Raw genomic sequence first — 16,890 nt, 5'->3', positions numbered from 1 at the left:
CTGGCAGCCTCCCATTTGTCTAATGACAAAAAATCCGTCAGGACTTGGACAAAATCATCCATCAACTTACGGTCATTATTTGGCGTCATTAACATATTAGGATAAAACAACAGGCTGTGATCTAAATATAATTTCCCATCAAATTTTTATGTGTTCAGCATTGTTTAGACAAAGAAACAAATTAACACATACTATTTTTTGACAATTTACCAATGCTATGATAAATTAATTATAATAAATAATTAACCCTATCGGTTAATTTTGGTGGTGTTCTGTTGCGAATTACATTTGATAATCCAAGGCTTGAAAAGCTTGCTAATAATAAAAAAGAATTAACTAAAAAATATGGTGATAAAGTTGCTGCTGGTGTTCAGAGAAAATTAACCCAATTACAAGCATTTGAAAATCTTGCAGAAGTACCTACAACACCACCTTTTTCACGGCATAATCTAAATACTAAATACAAAGGTTGTGTAGGCGTAGATGTATTAGGGAGAGCTAATCCTATGCGTATTGTATTAAAGCCGATTGATGAAGAGGGCAATCAAGTACCTCTTGAGAACTATAAAGAGGTAACAAAAGTGGTTGTGATTTTTATTGGGGATTATCACTGAAAAGATGAGGTGACTGTAAAGTGAGTAAATTATTTGATTTCTCTCCAGATTATATTGTTAAACCTGGAGAGACCATAGTGGAAATGTTAGAAGAACTTTCAATGACTCAAAAAGAGTTAGCAGCGAGAATGGATATTACGGAAAAGACAGTTGTCGATCTCATTAAAGGGGCATCGCCAATTACTCAAAAATATGCGAAGAGTTTAGAAGCAATATTAGGTTTACCCTATACATTCTGGATTAATTTACAGAGAGACTATGATGACGCTATTTTTTTGAGAAATCGAAAACAAGAACTAATTGATCAAGTAGATATTGCAAAGTCTTTTCCTAAAGAAACACTCAAGAAAATGAATCTTCTTCCAAAAGGGCGTATCAGTGAAATGGAGTTGGTAGAGAAGCTATTAAGTATTTTTAAGGTGCAAAATTTGAATCAAGTAATAACCCTATATGAAATGGAGTTTGACTGTAAAATTGCAGATCGATATCCAGTTGATGAATATGCAATTGTCACTTGGATGAGACTGGGTGAATTAGAAGCAATTAAAGACTATGACTATCAAGAATTGCCATCATTTGATGGAAGCAGATTAATTTTAAAACTAGATAGTTTAAAAGCACTTAACTTAGAAACCAACCCTGAACTTTTTTTAAATGAACTAAAGCAACTTTGTAAGGGTCTTGGAATTATATTTGTAGTAGTACCCGAGATAAAAGGTAGCAGAATTAGTGGAATGGCCAGATGGTTAAAGGTTGGGAAAAGAAAAATCCCAATGATTCAGTTAAGCTTACGGGGGAAAAAACATGATATGTTTTGGTTTACTTTCTTCCACGAGTTAGGTCATATCTATTTACACAAGAATGAAACATATCTGGACTTGGAAAGTGGTGAACAGACAAGTCTTAAAGAGCAGGAAGCAGACGAATTTTCCAGAGATACTCTAATTTCTAAAGAGGATTATGAAGATTGTGTCCAAGAATTATCAGAAACTAATTATTCACCTGATAAAGTTGGAAAAATGGCTCAAAAGCTCGAAATTCATCCAGGTATTTTAGTCGGAAGACTGCAAAAAGATGAACATATAGGTTGGAACCGATTAAACTACTTAAAAACAACATATAAATGGGAATTTGAAAATTAATGATTTTATTCGAGGTGATTAAATTGAAAAAAGACAAACTACGGTATGCCATATTAAAAGAGTTTGAATCAGGCAATAAATCATTTAATCAGGATAATCTGGGATTATCTAAAGATGAGTTTGATGAGCAAATAAGATTCTTACATCGTGAGAAGTATATTGATGGAGTTATGTACGCTGATGATCAAGTTTATACTTTACAAACAATTGTTGTAACAGAAAAGGGTGAACAATATATTTCAGAAAATTCGACATGGGCTAAAGTATATCGCGGATTAAAAGAGATTAAAGATTTTATCAAATAGCATCCTTCGGGGTGCTTTTTTACTTCTAAGAATTTAAAAGGTTTGATGGTAGTATATGATGGTTGAAAAGTAAAGGAAATATAAGTTATATGAAACAACAAGTAAAACGATGCCTGTCCACAACGCTAATTCAACAACATTTCTATGTTTATACGACACCCTGACTTACAAGTGGTATAAACGAAGTTTAATACTTCTCTTTACTCTAGACTTATTTGCCTTATAATGGGAAGTTGTAATGAAAAGAAGGATATATTTATGAAAAAGAGTTTATTTTTATTGTTAAGCATACTTCTATTAACAGCTTGTGGAAGGTCTCTATCTCAAAAACAGTTCCGTCTTTCATGACTATTCAGTAGTTATTCATTTTGAAGCTGCATTCCTATGTTGTTAGGTGAGTGAAGAATAATAGTATCTGTATATTTTGTGGAACAAGCACCAAATGGAAGATGGCAAAAGACCAACTGTTTCAAATAAAAAAAGAAAAGCTGGATCAGATTCGTTAAGCATATTTGAAGAACAAGTAGCAGAAGTAGCAATAGATCAATGAAAGAACTTATCTCTCATCAAAACCAAAAAACGGCATATCCTTTTCGGAAATGCCGTTTCTATTTCTATTAAACCAAGTCAATTTATATCATCATGGGTAGGCTTACTTCTTCCGTTTAAGACGGGTTTGTCGACCAGAGTCCTGCACTTTTTACGAAGACACGTGGGTGCAGTTTCAAGCTTGCAACAATTAAATCAGCGAGATCTTCTGGATGCATGACACGTTCCACATCGCCAGTAATCAAGTTAGATTCTTGCGCAAGATCAGTGGCCACGGTACTTGGCGTCATAGCTGTTACGCGGATGTTGTGTTTGCGTACCTCAAGGGCTAGTGACTCTGTAAGACCTAAGACTGCGAATTTCGAAGCACTGTACGCGCTCGTTACTGGAGCTCCTTTTTGCCCAGCAGATGACGAGATATTGATGATATCGCCTGAGCTTTGTTCAATCATGCCTGGTAGTACAGCGCGCGTTGCGTTGTAAACGCCCATCAAGTTGACGTCGACAATATTCTGCCACTCTTCCGGAGACAAATCCATAAAGCCTCCAAATTTTGCGATGCCTGCATTGTTAATCAGAATATCAATAGCTCCAAGTTCACTTTTGAGTTGTTCGATTGCTTGCTCGATCGCAGCAAGATCCGTCACATCTGCAGAAGCAGTCGCTACCACGACACCCGTATCTTTCAGCTCGTTCGCCACATTATCTAAATTCTTTTGATTCAAGCCGATTAACCCGACATTGACTCCTTCGTTAGCAAGTGCGATGGCTGTTGCACGGCCAATACCGCGTCCGCCACCTGTGATAATCGCTGTCTTTCCTTTGATTGTTTGCATCGTAACACTCCTCGTTTAGGGAATAAAAGATTCCACTTTACTACACTTTCTCATTATCGATGATTTCTAGAAGAAATGCATGTATCGCGACTTAACGAAATACCCCTTGTTAACTGTCTTTTTTTCATATACGCTACTTACTAAAGAATGGTATAGAAAGGAAGATAAAATGCTACCACAAAAACGAATCAGAGACTATGGCGTAATAATTGGTCAACTGGAGACCGGCCCACTAAATAAAATAACTGATGTCGCTGGCGTTACAGTCGGACATGTGACACTTAGTGACAACAAGGTGCAAACTGGTGTGACGGCCATACTTCCTCATCCAGACACTATCTTCGAAAATAAATTGATTGCCTCGAGTCATGTCATCAATGGTTTTGGAAAAACAATGGGCACCATTCAACTTACAGAATTGGGCACGTTAGAGACGCCTATTTTACTGACGAACACTTTAAGCATTGGCGTAGCTGCTGATACACTCATTGATTACATGTTAGAAAGAAATCCGGAGATTGGAAAGACTACCGGTACTGTAAATCCTGTCATCGGTGAATGCAATGATATGTTTTTAAATGACATACGAGCAAAATCAGTGAAATCGGAACATGTTCACCAAGCACTTGAAAATGCATCTTCAGAATTTGAAGAAGGAACGGTTGGTGCGGGAACTGGAATGCTCTGTTATTCGTTAAAGGGAGGGATAGGTTCTTCTTCTCGCCTCATGAAGATGAGCCACGGGAACTATACGATGGGTGTCTTGGTTCTATCGAATTTTGGTATCTTAAGTGATTTATTGATCAAAGGCAAGGCTGTTGGACAGGAACTGAAAGCAGCAATAGAAGATTCGTATAAAGAAGAAGACAAAGGTTCTATTATGATTATCGTGGCCACTGACCTTCCTGTTTCCGAAAGACAATTAAATCGGATTATCAAAAGATCGGTGACCGGACTTTCACGTACAGGTTCAATCATCACGCATGGAAGCGGAGAAATAATTATAGGGTTTTCTACCGCAACAAAAATTCCACACTATAAGCCTGAAAAACTAATGGCTGTCCCGCAAGTCCATGAAGAGGATTTGGACTTGGCATTTAGAGCCATTGGTGAAGCCACAGAGGAAGCCGTGTTGAACTCGTTAGTAACTGCAGAAGCTGTAGTTGGGCGAGACGGAAATCATAGACCAGCGTTCAAAGATTTAATTCAGAAATACGGAATATCGCTTACTCCTTAAAATCAACTAACCCGAGAAACGATGTGAACCCCATGCCAGCAAAACCAATCTACGTCGAGATTGAAATCCAAGAAGATATAGAAAAAGTCTGGGAATATAGTCAAAATCCGAAGTTGCACGAGCAGTGGGATTTGCGCTTTACCTCCGCTTTATAATCAAGGAATCTAACGGACATTTGAATGCTACGCATGATATGACGTTGTTTGGAATTCACTTTTTGCATATTGATTATGAGATGATTGAAAAGACAAACAATGGGCCGAACCTTGTACTTTACTGACTAAAAATGGTTTACTAGAACGATACAGCAATTTCTTTTTAAGATAAAAGTAGGTGACCAAAATGGGAAAATATCAATTAGATGAGAAAAGCAAAGCACTGGCAGCGAAATATCAAGATGGTAAGAAGCCAGCTGTTTCGAATAAAAAAGAGAAGCTTGATCAAATTCGCGAAGCTTATTTAAAGAAAAAACAAGAGAAACAAGAGAATAAATAATAAAATCCTTTAGCCAGCTCACTCATGAGTTGGCTTTTTCTTAGTTTAGATATAAGCAGATAATTATTTTTAAAGGGAAATTATGATATCTTTAATTCGAGGGAGTTTTATAGCTTGATTTAGGGTATACAACTCTTAGGAAGACAAACTATTTTAGAATAAGGGAGGCACTACAATGAAGAAAGTTTCGTGGTCAAGATTCATGTTCTTCGCAATGCTGCTCTTGTTACTAACCTTAGCAGCATGTAGCAACAACGAGACATCAGATGAACAATCCATGGATGACTCTAACACTACGACAGAAGAGACAAATGAAGAATCAACAGAAGCGGATGCAGATGGAGGTACTGAAGTTGGTACGGATGATTCAGCAGAAACTGAACCAAAAGTTACGGACTTTGAACCAGCATTTCCAGAACAAACACGAGCACCTGCAGTAACGACTGAAACAGAACTTAATGTGGAAGTTATTGCGGAAGGACTTGACGTATCATGGGGGATGGAAGAGTTTGAACCAAACCGTATCCTGATGACACAAAGAGATACGGCAGAACTTCTAATTGTTAACCTTGAAGATGGGGCTGTTTCTGATCCAATTGAAGGTACGCCAGAAGTAAACAATGAAGGTCAAGGTGGATTACTGGATGTAACCGTAGCACCTGATTTTGCCGAATCACGACTAGTATTTTTAACATTCTCTCAAGATATTGAAGGCGGAACTGTCACTGCTGTCGGGAAAGGTGTTTTATCAGAAGATGAAACTGCACTCGAAGGTTTTGAAGTGATTTTCCAAGCGACACCAGCCTATGAAGGTGACTTGCACTATGGTGGCCGCATTATCTTTGATGAAGCTGGCAACTTGTTCTTAACAACGGGTGAGCGTTCAGATGATCCAATTCGCGAGCGCGCACAAGATTTAGATGCGTATTTAGGGAAAGTCATTCATATTACACAAGATGGAGAACCGGTAGACACGAATCCATTTATTGAAGATGAAAATGCACTTCCTGGCATCTACAGCTATGGACACCGTAATATTCAAGGGATAGACTTCAATCCGCAAACAGGCGACTTATGGATTGTTGAATTCGGTCCACAAGCTGGAGATGAACTAAACATTATTGAGCCAGCGAATAACTATGGATGGCCAACCGTTTCATACGGTATCGAGTATTCGGGTGAATTAGTCAATGATGGGATTTCAGAACACGAAGCGCAAGGTTTTGTAGAGCCCGTCTATTACTGGGATCCAACAAGTGCACCAAGTGGAATGTCTTTTTATGATAATGACGCCATCCCTGAATGGGAGAACAACTTGTTCATCGGTGGCTTAGCATCGAGCTATATTGCACGCGTTGTAATTGAAAATGACATTGTTGTTGGAGAAGAACGTCTATTGTCTGAAGAAGTGCAACGATTCCGTGATATTCTTGTAACACAGGATGGCGCGCTGATTGCAATCACAGATGGTGGATTGATTTATAAAGTGTCTGCAGCTAACTAACTATAAAAGGAAATCGAGTTGTGATCGATTTCCTTTTTTGTTATTTATTTATTTATATATTTATTTCACACCATACTTCCGATCAAGCTGCACAATCTCCGCATCCCGATTCGGCACACCGTCCACTAAATCTACAAGCATGGAAGAACCCAGCATACTATAGACAGTCCCGTTGCCGCCGTACCCTAGCAAATAATAGTGATTTGGTTTCGTCGGATGCTCACCTATAAACGGTAGATTATCGATGGACTCACCAAAACTTGCAGCGTAACACGCATTGATTTCAAACTGTTGATTCGGAAAATGCTCATGGAGTGCATCTAGTAACCGTTGCCCACGTTCTGCAATCAATTCATCAGAGAGTGGCGCTTCCGGCTTATCTTCATCCAAGCCGCCAACGACTACCGCATTTTCTTCCGTCAACCTCATGTATAAATAAGGACGTTTCGTCTCCCAAATCAACGCACGCTCATGCCATTCGGAAATATCCTCGACCGGTTTTGTGGCAATCGCATACGATCTGTTGATATCCGCACCAATTCGTTTACCAACTGGTACTGTTTCATACCCTGTTGTGTAGACGATTTTTTTTGCATGGAATGTCCCATTCGATGTTCGGACTTCCAAATGGTCCACTTGCTCGAAGACGTCCTCTACTTCTGTATAAGGGAATAGATGGCCGCCTCCTTTTTCAACTTCACCAAGAACACCTTGTACAAACTTTAGCGGATTCACTTCCGCATCTTGATACGTGATCAATGCAGCGGGTTTCGAGAACGGCAGATTTGCCTCCACAGTAGATTGATCCCAATAGTCACAAGGGAAGTCGTGTGCTTTTAGTGTTTCATATTCCTTTTGAAGCTTGGTTACATCTTCTTCAACACTCGCGTAACAAATACTTGGACGACGAATGAAATCCGCACTTACAGGTAATAATGTAGCCACTTCATCTAGTTGATCCATCGCCTCTAAGCACATCTCGTAAAATCGTACAGCATCTGGTTCACCGATTTGTTCAATCAGCTCATGGAGCATGATGTCATTGGAATATTGAAGCAATCCCGTATTTGCACTCGTGCTTCCCGAGCCAAATTGACGTTTATCTAAAACTGCCACCGATTTCCCGGCTTTCATAAATTGAAAGGCAGTCAACGAGCCAGACATTCCGCCACCGACAATTACGATGTCGTAGCTGTCCAATCGTTCATGGACGTCTTGCGGCTCGAAAGGATTTGTAGTTTGTGGCCAGTAAAGTGATCCATTATGTATGTTCATTAGTCGTGTCTCCTTTTATAGGTTGATAGACCCACTATACCCATGTCGTATCTTCCGTTAAACTAAGGGTATACATAAAGGAGGAATTCCATGCACCAGCCACATATTTTAGTAGTCGACGGAATGGCGTTATTGTTTCGATCATTTTTTGCGACCGCTATGTCGAATCAGTTTTTCTACAATGAACAAGGACTTCCAACGAATGCAGTGCAGGGTTTTGCCCGTCACGTCATGACAGCGCGGTCCATATTTAATCCTTCACACGTAGTCATAACATGGGATAAAGGGATGCACACATTCCGTAATGAATTGTTTGAAGGCTATAAAATCAATCGTCCAGCACCCCCACAGGAAATGATTCCACAGTTTGATATGGCGCAAGAGCTATCGAAACAACTGGGTTGGGTCAACCTCGGCGTCGTGGGAATGGAAGCAGACGATACAATTGCATCCGTGACGAAAAAGTGGGAAGGAGAAGGGAAGTTTACTATCGTTTCTGGAGACAAAGACCTTCTTCAACTTCTAACTCCGGATGTTTCGATTGAATTCACGAAAAAAGGGTTCTCGATTTATGACTCGTATCATTTAGAACGATTCCGCGAAGAGTTTGGAATCGAGCCGCACCAATTTCCAGATGTGAAAGCCTTTATGGGGGATAGCAGTGATGGGTATCCTGGTGTGAAAGGCATTGGGCCGAAGACCGCACTTCAACTCATTCAAGCCTATGGAAGTGTGGACGGTGTGCTCGCAGCAAAAGAGGAGTTAAAACCGGGTCAACGAAAAAAGATTGAAGAAGCGGGAGAGCTTCTAGCAATCTCTAAGCAGTTGGCAGTTATTAGAAATGATGTACCAATTGAAGTGGAACTGAACGATTTATATTGGGAAGCAGTCCCTTACACAGCAAAAGAGTTTTGTGAGAGCAATGGCTACAAGCAAGTCTTGCGTCAGCTACTGTAAAGGCGCAATTTTTACAAACGTCACGATTTTATGATTCGGACCGTATGGAATACGACGCAGTTTACTTTCGCGCCCGCGGCCTCCATTATCATGTACAAGTAAAAATAATTTACCTTCATCTACAACAAATCCTGTCATCGGAACCCAGTGATAGGCGAAAGATGTTTCTGAACGGAATTGAAATGAAAAGTATTTATCAAACTTGACGGCTACTGGCCGTCCTTTTTTTATTTCTTTCAATGCTTCTTGCAATGTGCATTTTTCTGCGCGCCAATCAGAAGGCAATAACTTGTTCAGAAATTTTACGAAGCGAAATGTAAATAATCCGATGCGGGTTCCACGAAGTGACTGATACAGTTCATCGACGGAATAGGCAGGAAGACCAGCGTGCTTCAATAGTAAATGCGCTGTCACAGGGCCACAAGCAGAGGAGCGAAGTTCGGGTGCGACAGAATCATCGTATTGGGACATCCCCGAAAATGGGAGTACTGTTTTCATCGAATCCCTCCAAAAGAAAAGCGCACCACAAGGGTACGCTGTAGTTACTTATAATTTTCCTTTTTCTTCATTTAATAAACCTTGCAGTGCACTGCGGAACGATTGATACGTCTCAATCTCAACATGCACGCCGGCCCGGACAATTTCTTGGATCAACTTTGGATTGAAACCAACATAAATTGGGCGCATCCCCATAAGTTTTAAAGAGCTATTTAAATTGGAAATTGCGAGGGCAAGTTCATTAAAGTCAAAGCTAGAAACATCATCTGTGGATACACCTGTGTAATCAAAAACCACATTTTCGACTTCTCGATGCTCTGCTATATAGGTAAGAACTTCCGTTTCAATATTGTTGAAGCGTTCTCTGTAGATATAGCCTGCTACTGGAACCAAAATGGTTTTTGATACAATAGAAGGAATGATAGGAGACGACATGTTATAGACAATCGATTTATAGTACTCCAACTGTTCTTTCAGTTCAAGAATCTCTTGTTCAGTAGTCATTGTGATCTCCTATTCGTTTACAGACTCTAAAAAATCAGTTACTTGTTGTGGCGATTTCGCATTCGCACTATGAAGATGAGCAGTCTTTTCGCCGTCTTTAAAAATTAATAAGCTTGGAATTCCCATGACTTCATACTTCTCTGCAATTTCAGGCAGCTCGTCACGATTTACGTCATACCACGTATACTGATTGTATTCCTCTACGATTGGATCAATGAACATGTCCATACGACGGCAATCCGGGCACCAGCCAGCTTGGAATTTTACGAGTACCTCTTTCCCGGAATGAATCACTTCATTGAATTGTTCTACTGTTTTAATTGGTTCCATATTCGACACCCTTTCTTCTAGTACCTCTAGTTTACATGAAACCCCAGAAAAGAGAAATCGAAAGCAACCACAATACTATTGCGAAAATTTAAAATATGTTCTACACTAGAAACAAGGACAACGGTTCTATTTTTTTTACCGCTAAAATGAATGAGTATTCATTCAAAATAGAAGGAGGCATCTTTGTGTCATATCAAATTAAAAAAGCAGCTGTCATCGGATCGGGAGTTATGGGTTCTGGTATTGCGGCGCATCTTGCAAATAGTGGCATTCCGACATACTTGCTTGACATCGTACCAAACGACGTATCTGAAGCAGATGCGAAAAAAGGATGGACGAAAGATACACCAGCATTCAGAAACTCCGTTGCAACGGGAGCTCTTGAAAAGTTACTTAAACAAAAACCGGCACCATTGACATCAAAACGCAACTTACAATTGATTACACCTGGAAATCTAGAGGACGATCTTGAAAAATTAAAAGACGTAGACTGGATCATCGAAGTAATCGTCGAAAACTTAGAAGTGAAACAAAACTTGTTCGCACGTATCGATGAAGTATTGACACCTGGCACGATAGTAACATCTAATACTTCCGGTATCAGCATTGAAGATATGACGGCAGGACGCAGTGAGCAGTTTGCAAGTCACTTCCTTGGTACGCACTTCTTCAACCCACCACGTTATTTGAAATTACTTGAAGTGATTCCTGCTTCCACTACTAAACCTGAAGTTGTGGAGTTTGTGAAAACGTTTGGAGAAGACGTGTTAGGCAAGGGCGTTGTTCTTGCAAAAGACACACCAAACTTTATTGCGAACCGCATTGGAACTTACGGTTTACTTGTCACGCTTCGCGAAATGTTGAACCGTGGCTACTCGGTAGGAGAAGTGGATTCTGTCACGGGACCTGCAATTGGACGTCCGAAATCAGCGACTTTCCGCACACTTGACGTGGTTGGACTGGATACATTCCTACACGTTGCGAAAAATGTCTACGACAAGTCGACAGGTGAAGAACAAGAAGTATTCAACCCACCAGCTTTCATGAAGCAAATGGTTGAAAACAAATGGTTGGGGGCGAAAACTGGCCAAGGTTTCTTCGTAAAGAAAGATAAAGAAATTTTTGAGTTGAATCCAGAAACGATGGATTATGAGCCAGTGAAAAAATTGAAAACGCCTTCACTAGAAATGGCGAAACAAGAAAAAGGCCTAGCGAACAAAGTAAAAACTCTAGTGTATGCAAAAGACCGCACAGGAGAACTTCTTTGGAGCATTTTCAATCCAGTACTTCGCTACTCGGCTGAGCTACACGGTGAGATTGCCGATGACATCGTCGCGATTGACCGAGCGATGAAATGGGGCTTCGGCTGGCAGCAAGGACCGTTTGAAACGTGGGATGCAATCGGCGTTGAAAAGTCTGTTGCGAAAATGAAAGAAGAAGGGCACGAGATTCCTGCATTTGTGCAAGCTTTACTCGATCAAGGCCACAGCTCCTTCTATAAAGAAGAAGAGGGCGAACTTCACTTCTTCACAGGAACAGGGTTTGAAAAAGTGCCAACAAATGAAAAGGCAATTGATTTAAAAGCGTATAAAAAGAAACATGGCGTCATCAAGAAAAATAGCGGTGCGAGCTTAATTGACCTTGGTGATGGCGTTGCACTTCTTGAATTCCACTCCCAGTCAAACTCGATTGGTCCTGACATTCTTCAGATGATCAATTTTGCTGTAGACGAAGTGGAAAAGAACTTCAAAGGCCTTGTGATTGGAAACCAAGGGAAAAACTTCTGTGTAGGGGCAAACCTTGGGATGATCTTAATGGAAGCGCAAGACGACAATATCTTTGAACTCGATTACATCGTCCGTATGTTCCAACAAGCCATGTTGAAAATTAAATATTCGTCGAAGCCAGTTGTCGCTGCACCATTTGGCATGACGCTAGGTGGAGGCGCGGAAGTTTGTCTTCCAACTGCCCATATCCAAGCATCAACTGAAACATACATGGGTCTAGTAGAAGCTGGTGTTGGCCTAATTCCTGGTGGCGGCGGAAACAAAGAGCTTTATATGAAGCATTTGAGTTCACTTCCAAACAATGTGAAAGTCGATTATGTAGAAGTTGCCACAACAGTCTTTGAGACAATCGCAATGGCGAAAGTTTCGACTTCTGGTGAAGAAGCACGTGAGAATAACTTCCTAAATCAAGCAGATGGCGTAAGTGTAAACCCTGACCACTTGTTATATGACGCGAAACAAGCAGCTCTTCATTTATACGAAGCAGGCTACAAAGCGCCGATTCGTGAAAAAGTGGCGGTTTCGGGTGCACCAGGCTACGCAACGATGCTCGTAGGGGCGGAAGGCATGCGCCTATCTGGTTTCATCAGTGACCATGACATGAAGATCGCGAAGAAACTTGCGTATGTACTTGCAGGTGGAGAAGTCCCGTACGGAACACTTGTTGACGAAGAATACTTATTGAACTTAGAGCGCGAAGCTTTCTTGAGCTTGGTCGCTGAACCTAAATCACAAATGCGTATGCAACATATGCTTGTGAAAGGAAAACCACTACGTAACTAACCGAAGTCTAAAGGAGGAAACAACCAATGCGTGAAGCAGTATTAGTAGCAGGAGCCCGCACCCCAATCGGGAAAGCAAAAAAAGGCTCCTTGGCAGCAGTGCGTCCTGACGATTTCGGAGCACTCGTAGTCAAAGAAACATTACAACGAGCAGGATACGAAGGCCCAATCGATGATTTGATCATGGGGTGTGCGATGCCAGAAGCTGAGCAAGGAATGAACGTAGCGCGTAATATTGGAGCACTTGCAGGACTTCCAGATACAACACCAGCCATCACAATCAACCGATTCTGTTCATCAGGTCTTCAATCGATTGCCTATGCATCTGAACGTATCATGATCGGCCATGCTGAAGCGATTATCGCGGGTGGTGTCGAGTCGATGAGTATGATCCCGATGACTGGAAATACACTTCGATTGAACCCGACGCTTGCAGAAACAGCGCCTCAGTACTATATGGGAATGGGACATACTGCTGAGCAAGTAGCAGTGAAATATGGCATCAGCCGTGAAGACCAAGATGCATTTGCAGTAGAGTCACACAAACGTGCAGCAGCAGCAATTGCAGCAGGCAAATTTAAAGATGAGATCGTTCCAGTAGAAGTGACGCACCACTTTGTCGATGACAAAAACAAGCAACAGACGAAAACACGCCTATTCGAAATGGATGAAGGTGTCCGCGTGGGCACAACTGTTGAAACACTTGCAAAACTACGTCCAGCATTCAACGTGCGCGGTACAGTCACTGCAGGGAACGCTTCACAAACGTCTGACGGTGCAGGTGCACTTCTAGTAATGGACCGTGAAGTAGCAGAAGCACAAGGCTTGAAGCCACTTGCAAAGTTCCGTTCATTCGCAACTGCAGGTGTTGCTCCAGAAGTTATGGGAATCGGGCCAGTTGAAGCCATTCCAAAAGCGTTAAAGCTTGCAGGTCTTTCAATTTCAGATATCGATGTGTGGGAACTGAACGAAGCATTTGCTTCTCAGTCTCTACAAATCATTCGCGAATTAAACTTAGATGTGACGAAGGTCAACGTCAACGGTGGAGCAATTGCACTCGGTCACCCACTAGGTGCGACAGGCGCAGTCTTAACATTAAAAATGATTCATGAATTAAAGCGTCAACAGAAGCAGTTCGGTGTTGTCACCATGTGTATCGGTGGCGGAATGGGTGCAGCAGGCGTATTCGAATTACTATAAAAGGAGGACATTATTATGTCACAAGCAGTAAAAGGTGGAGCGTTTTTAACAGAAGATTTAACAGCAGATCGCGTGTTTACACCAGAGGATTTTTCGGATGAGCAAAAGATGATTGCCAAAACTACAGAGGATTACGTGAGAAACTCTGTCCTTCCAGTTGTTGAAAACTTGGAGCACCATGAGTTTGAGCACTCTGTACGTTTATTAAAAGAAGCAGGAGAATTAGGTCTTCTTGCAGCAGATATCCCTGAAGAATACGATGGCCTTGGTCTAGATAAAGTCTCATCTGCTTTAATCGCAGAAAAACTCTCTGTAGCAGGTGGCTTCTCTATTACTCACGGAGCGCACGTTGGAATCGGTTCTCTTCCAATCGTATTGTTCGGAAACGAAGAGCAAAAGAAAAAGTATCTTCCATTCTCCGCAACAGCTGAAAAGATCTTTGCTTATGCGCTTACTGAGCCAGGTTCAGGTTCTGATGCTCTTGGTGCAAAAACTTCGGCTAAATTAAATGCAGCAGGTACGCACTACGTATTGAATGGTGAAAAGCAATGGATCACAAACGCAGGCTTTGCCGATGTTTTCATTGTTTACGCGAAAATTGATGGCGAGCAATTCACAGCGTTTATCGTTGAAAAAGATTACCCAGGCGTATCTGTTGGAGCAGAAGAGAAGAAAATGGGGATCAAGTCGTCTTCTACACGCACATTGATTCTTGAAGATGCAGAAGTTCCAGTTGAAAACTTACTAGGTGAAGTCGGCCGTGGTCACATCATCGCTTTCAACATCTTAAACATCGGACGTTACAAATTAGGAGTAGGTACTGTCGGTGGAGCGAAGCGTGCACTTGAATTAGCTATCAGCTACTCAAACCAACGTCAACAGTTCAAGACACCACTTTCTTCCTTCAACTTAACAAAGCAAAAGCTTGCAACAATGGCATCAAAACTATACGCAACAGAAAGCTTGATCTACCGTACAGTAGGCTACTTCGAAGAGCGAATGAACGAGCTATCTGAAGAAGCACAAAAAGACGGAAAAGAAATCGCAGCAGCAATCGCTGAGTATGCGATCGAATGCTCAATCAACAAAGTCGTAGGTTCTGAAGTGCTTGATTACATCGCAGACGAAGCGGTTCAGTTACATGGCGGATATGGCTTCATGCAAGAGTATGAAGTAGAGCGCATCTACCGCGATTCTCGTATCAACCGTATCTTCGAAGGAACAAATGAAATCAACCGTATGATCGTTCCAGGTACATTCTTGAAGAAAGCAATGAAGGGTGAACTTCCACTTCTTCAACAAGCGATGAAACTTCAAGAAGAGCTTCTCATGATGATGCCAGAAGAAGTAGGCGACGAGCCACTAGCAAAAGAAAAAGTGCTTGTGAAGAACGCGAAAAAGATTGGTTTATTAGCAGCAGGTCTTGCAGCACAACGCTACGGCGCAAAATTAGATGCTGAGCAAGAAGTGCTTGTAAATATCGCAAACATCGCGAACAACTTATTTGCTATGGAATCAGCAGTTCTTCGTACAGAAAAAGCATTGAACAAAGTAGGCGCTGAAAAAGCGGCTCAAAAACTTCTCTATACAGAGATCTATTGCCAAGAAGCATTCGAAGAAATCGAGAAGTATGCAAAAGATACATTACTTGCAGCAGTTGAAGGTGACAATCAGCGTATGATGTTGTCAGCACTTCGTAAATTAACGCGTAACACACCGTACAACTTAGTGACGAAAAAACGTGAAGCTTCTGTTAAGCTGATCGACGCTGAGAAGTATGTAGTTTAATACGAATTTTCCCTGCATTTCCTGCAGGGATTTTTCTATTTGCCCAAAGGTCGGTATACTACTAGTAGATCGACTCTAGAGGAGGAACTTGTATGGCAATTGAAATGTATGGTTACCCAATTTGTACTACATGCAAAAAAGCAGAAAAATTCTTGAAAGATCACAACGTAGAATTTACGTACCATCATATTGTGGAAAATCCACCAAGCCGTGAATTATTAAAATCAATGGCAGAGGAAAACGGAATTGAACTGAAACGTTTATTTAATGCAACAGGACAAAAATATCGTGAAATGGGTCTGAAAAACCGACTACCAAGAATGACCGATGATGAAAAACTAGATCTTTTAGTTTCTGACGGTATGCTAATCAAACGTCCATTTACAACAGATGGCACGAAAGCTACAATTGGTTTCCGAGAAGAGGAATTTAAGAACGTTTGGACAAAATAACCGCTTGTCGAAATGCATGAATTGTGTCACTATTAAAGAGAAAATTGCAGATGTCGAGAGGAGATTAATGATGAGTATTCCTAAAGAACTTCGTTATTCTAAAGACCATGAGTGGGTAAAGCATGAAGAAGGCACAGCAACAATCGGTATTACAGATTTCGCACAATCCGAGCTAGGGGACATCGTATTCGTTGAGCTACCAGCGGTTGGAGATGAAATCAAAGCGGGTGACGCATTCGGAAGCGTTGAGTCTGTAAAGACGGTTTCTGAATTGTATGCACCGATTAGCGGGAAAGTCGTTGAAGTAAACGAGTCTTTGGAAGATAGCCCAGAGTTCGTAAACGAATCTCCTTATGAAAATGCATGGATGATCAAAGTAGAGCCTTCGGATTCTGCGGAGTCCGATGCATTGATGACTGCAGACCAGTACGAAGAATTAATCAGCTAATCCTAAGTCCGCCGAAATTGGCGGGCTTTTTTGTTTGGAGATTTTTAAAGAAGATCTCTACAGCCAGGACGCCATTTCCTGGGGGACTTTCACCGAGCCCAATGTCATCAAGCTAACAAGTAAAATACTTACAATTAATGATTCGCGTAACTAATTTGAAAATTGGCTTCACTAATACTTGTCGGAA

The 16,890-nt window shown here is 41.2% G+C and carries 18 protein-coding genes and 1 pseudogene; 14 read left to right on the top strand and 5 right to left on the bottom strand.

All coding sequences use genetic code 11. The features are described from left to right. Window positions 1–275: 275 nt before the first annotated feature. The 4 genes from JOD03_RS13480 to JOD03_RS13950 all read left to right on the top strand — a co-directional run bounded on the left by JOD03_RS13480 (window position 276) and on the right by JOD03_RS13950 (window position 2,409). The gene (locus tag JOD03_RS13480) at window positions 276–614 is read left to right on the top strand and encodes a hypothetical protein (RefSeq protein ID WP_204591961.1); all 339 of its coding nucleotides are present in this window, start codon (window positions 276–278) and stop codon (window positions 612–614) included. Window positions 615–634: 20 nt separating this feature from the next. After that, window positions 635–1,756: a HigA family addiction module antitoxin gene (locus tag JOD03_RS13890; protein WP_204591959.1), complete on the top strand. Its 1,122-nt coding sequence runs from the start codon at window positions 635–637 to the stop codon at window positions 1,754–1,756. Between the two features lie 23 nt (window positions 1,757–1,779). Beyond that, on the top strand, window positions 1,780–2,061 hold the full coding sequence (locus JOD03_RS13470) for a YjcQ family protein (RefSeq protein WP_204591957.1): 282 nt from the start codon (window positions 1,780–1,782) through the stop codon (window positions 2,059–2,061). 225 nt (window positions 2,062–2,286) lie between these two features. After that, a complete protein-coding gene (locus JOD03_RS13950; RefSeq protein WP_420837254.1) occupies window positions 2,287–2,409 on the top strand; it encodes a lipoprotein in 123 nt (40 codons plus the stop codon). A gap of 317 nt (window positions 2,410–2,726) precedes the next feature. Here JOD03_RS13950 and JOD03_RS13465 read toward each other — a convergent pair whose 3' ends face one another. Continuing rightward, a complete protein-coding gene (locus tag JOD03_RS13465; RefSeq protein ID WP_204591955.1) occupies window positions 2,727–3,446 on the bottom strand; it encodes a 3-ketoacyl-ACP reductase in 720 nt (239 codons plus the stop codon). A 169-nt stretch (window positions 3,447–3,615) separates the two neighbouring features. On the opposite strand from JOD03_RS13465, the gene JOD03_RS13460 reads away from it, so the two are divergent. The 4 genes and pseudogenes from JOD03_RS13460 (at window position 3,616) to JOD03_RS13450 (ending at window position 6,682) form a co-directional block, all read left to right on the top strand. Then, a complete protein-coding gene (locus JOD03_RS13460) occupies window positions 3,616–4,683 on the top strand; it encodes a DmpA family aminopeptidase (RefSeq protein ID WP_204591953.1) in 1,068 nt (355 codons plus the stop codon). A 32-nt stretch (window positions 4,684–4,715) separates the two neighbouring features. Further along, window positions 4,716–4,829: pseudogene (locus tag JOD03_RS13970) on the top strand (DoxX-like family protein); the annotation flags it as partial. A gap of 196 nt (window positions 4,830–5,025) precedes the next feature. Beyond that, complete coding sequence (locus JOD03_RS13455; RefSeq protein WP_204591951.1) at window positions 5,026–5,178, top strand: alcohol dehydrogenase; 153 nt, start codon at window positions 5,026–5,028, stop codon at window positions 5,176–5,178. Window positions 5,179–5,353: 175 nt separating this feature from the next. Next, window positions 5,354–6,682: a PQQ-dependent sugar dehydrogenase gene (locus JOD03_RS13450; protein WP_204591949.1), complete on the top strand. Its 1,329-nt coding sequence runs from the start codon at window positions 5,354–5,356 to the stop codon at window positions 6,680–6,682. A 60-nt stretch (window positions 6,683–6,742) separates the two neighbouring features. On the opposite strand, the gene JOD03_RS13445 is transcribed toward JOD03_RS13450, so the two are convergent. After that, complete coding sequence (locus JOD03_RS13445) at window positions 6,743–7,957, bottom strand: NAD(P)/FAD-dependent oxidoreductase (protein WP_204591948.1); 1,215 nt, start codon at window positions 7,955–7,957, stop codon at window positions 6,743–6,745. A gap of 90 nt (window positions 7,958–8,047) precedes the next feature. Here JOD03_RS13445 and JOD03_RS13440 point away from each other — a divergent pair, with 90 nt between their 5' ends. Then, window positions 8,048–8,914 (top strand): 5'-3' exonuclease, encoded by an 867-nt coding sequence (locus JOD03_RS13440; RefSeq protein ID WP_204591946.1) that lies wholly within the window; start codon window positions 8,048–8,050, stop codon window positions 8,912–8,914. Here JOD03_RS13440 and JOD03_RS13435 read toward each other — a convergent pair. The 3 genes from JOD03_RS13435 to JOD03_RS13425 are packed head-to-tail and all read right to left on the bottom strand — an operon-like array spanning window position 8,906 to window position 10,246. After that, window positions 8,906–9,412 carry a cysteine peptidase family C39 domain-containing protein gene (locus JOD03_RS13435; RefSeq protein ID WP_204591944.1) on the bottom strand — a complete coding sequence of 169 codons (507 nt, stop codon included), beginning with the start codon at window positions 9,410–9,412 and terminating at the stop codon, window positions 8,906–8,908. The two genes, JOD03_RS13440 and JOD03_RS13435, sit on opposite strands and share 9 nt — an antisense overlap. A gap of 48 nt (window positions 9,413–9,460) precedes the next feature. Next, the gene (locus JOD03_RS13430) at window positions 9,461–9,916 is read right to left on the bottom strand and encodes an STAS domain-containing protein (protein WP_204591942.1); all 456 of its coding nucleotides are present in this window, start codon (window positions 9,914–9,916) and stop codon (window positions 9,461–9,463) included. A gap of 9 nt (window positions 9,917–9,925) precedes the next feature. Beyond that, window positions 9,926–10,246: a thioredoxin family protein gene (locus JOD03_RS13425; protein WP_204591941.1), complete on the bottom strand. Its 321-nt coding sequence runs from the start codon at window positions 10,244–10,246 to the stop codon at window positions 9,926–9,928. A gap of 185 nt (window positions 10,247–10,431) precedes the next feature. On the opposite strand from JOD03_RS13425, the gene JOD03_RS13420 reads away from it, so the two are divergent. From JOD03_RS13420 to gcvH, 5 genes are all read left to right on the top strand, one after another. Next, window positions 10,432–12,816 carry a 3-hydroxyacyl-CoA dehydrogenase NAD-binding domain-containing protein gene (locus JOD03_RS13420; protein ID WP_204591939.1) on the top strand — a complete coding sequence of 795 codons (2,385 nt, stop codon included), beginning with the start codon at window positions 10,432–10,434 and terminating at the stop codon, window positions 12,814–12,816. A 26-nt stretch (window positions 12,817–12,842) separates the two neighbouring features. Continuing rightward, a complete protein-coding gene (locus tag JOD03_RS13415) occupies window positions 12,843–14,015 on the top strand; it encodes an acetyl-CoA C-acetyltransferase (protein WP_204591937.1) in 1,173 nt (390 codons plus the stop codon). 15 nt (window positions 14,016–14,030) lie between these two features. Then, window positions 14,031–15,803: an acyl-CoA dehydrogenase family protein gene (locus JOD03_RS13410; protein WP_204591935.1), complete on the top strand. Its 1,773-nt coding sequence runs from the start codon at window positions 14,031–14,033 to the stop codon at window positions 15,801–15,803. Window positions 15,804–15,895: 92 nt separating this feature from the next. Further along, window positions 15,896–16,255 carry an arsenate reductase family protein gene (locus tag JOD03_RS13405; RefSeq protein WP_204591933.1) on the top strand — a complete coding sequence of 120 codons (360 nt, stop codon included), beginning with the start codon at window positions 15,896–15,898 and terminating at the stop codon, window positions 16,253–16,255. Window positions 16,256–16,325: 70 nt separating this feature from the next. Next, window positions 16,326–16,703, top strand: a complete 378-nt coding sequence (gene gcvH, locus JOD03_RS13400; RefSeq protein WP_204591931.1) for a glycine cleavage system protein GcvH — start codon at window positions 16,326–16,328, stop codon at window positions 16,701–16,703. The last annotated feature ends 187 nt before the right edge of the window (window positions 16,704–16,890 follow it).

Origin of the sequence: Chryseomicrobium aureum, from assembly GCF_016909155.1 — a bacterium.
Lineage (GTDB): Bacteria > Bacillota > Bacilli > Bacillales_A > Planococcaceae > Chryseomicrobium > Chryseomicrobium aureum.
The sequence above is the reverse complement of the archived record's forward strand: the minus strand, read 5'-3'. Positions and strand labels throughout refer to the sequence as shown.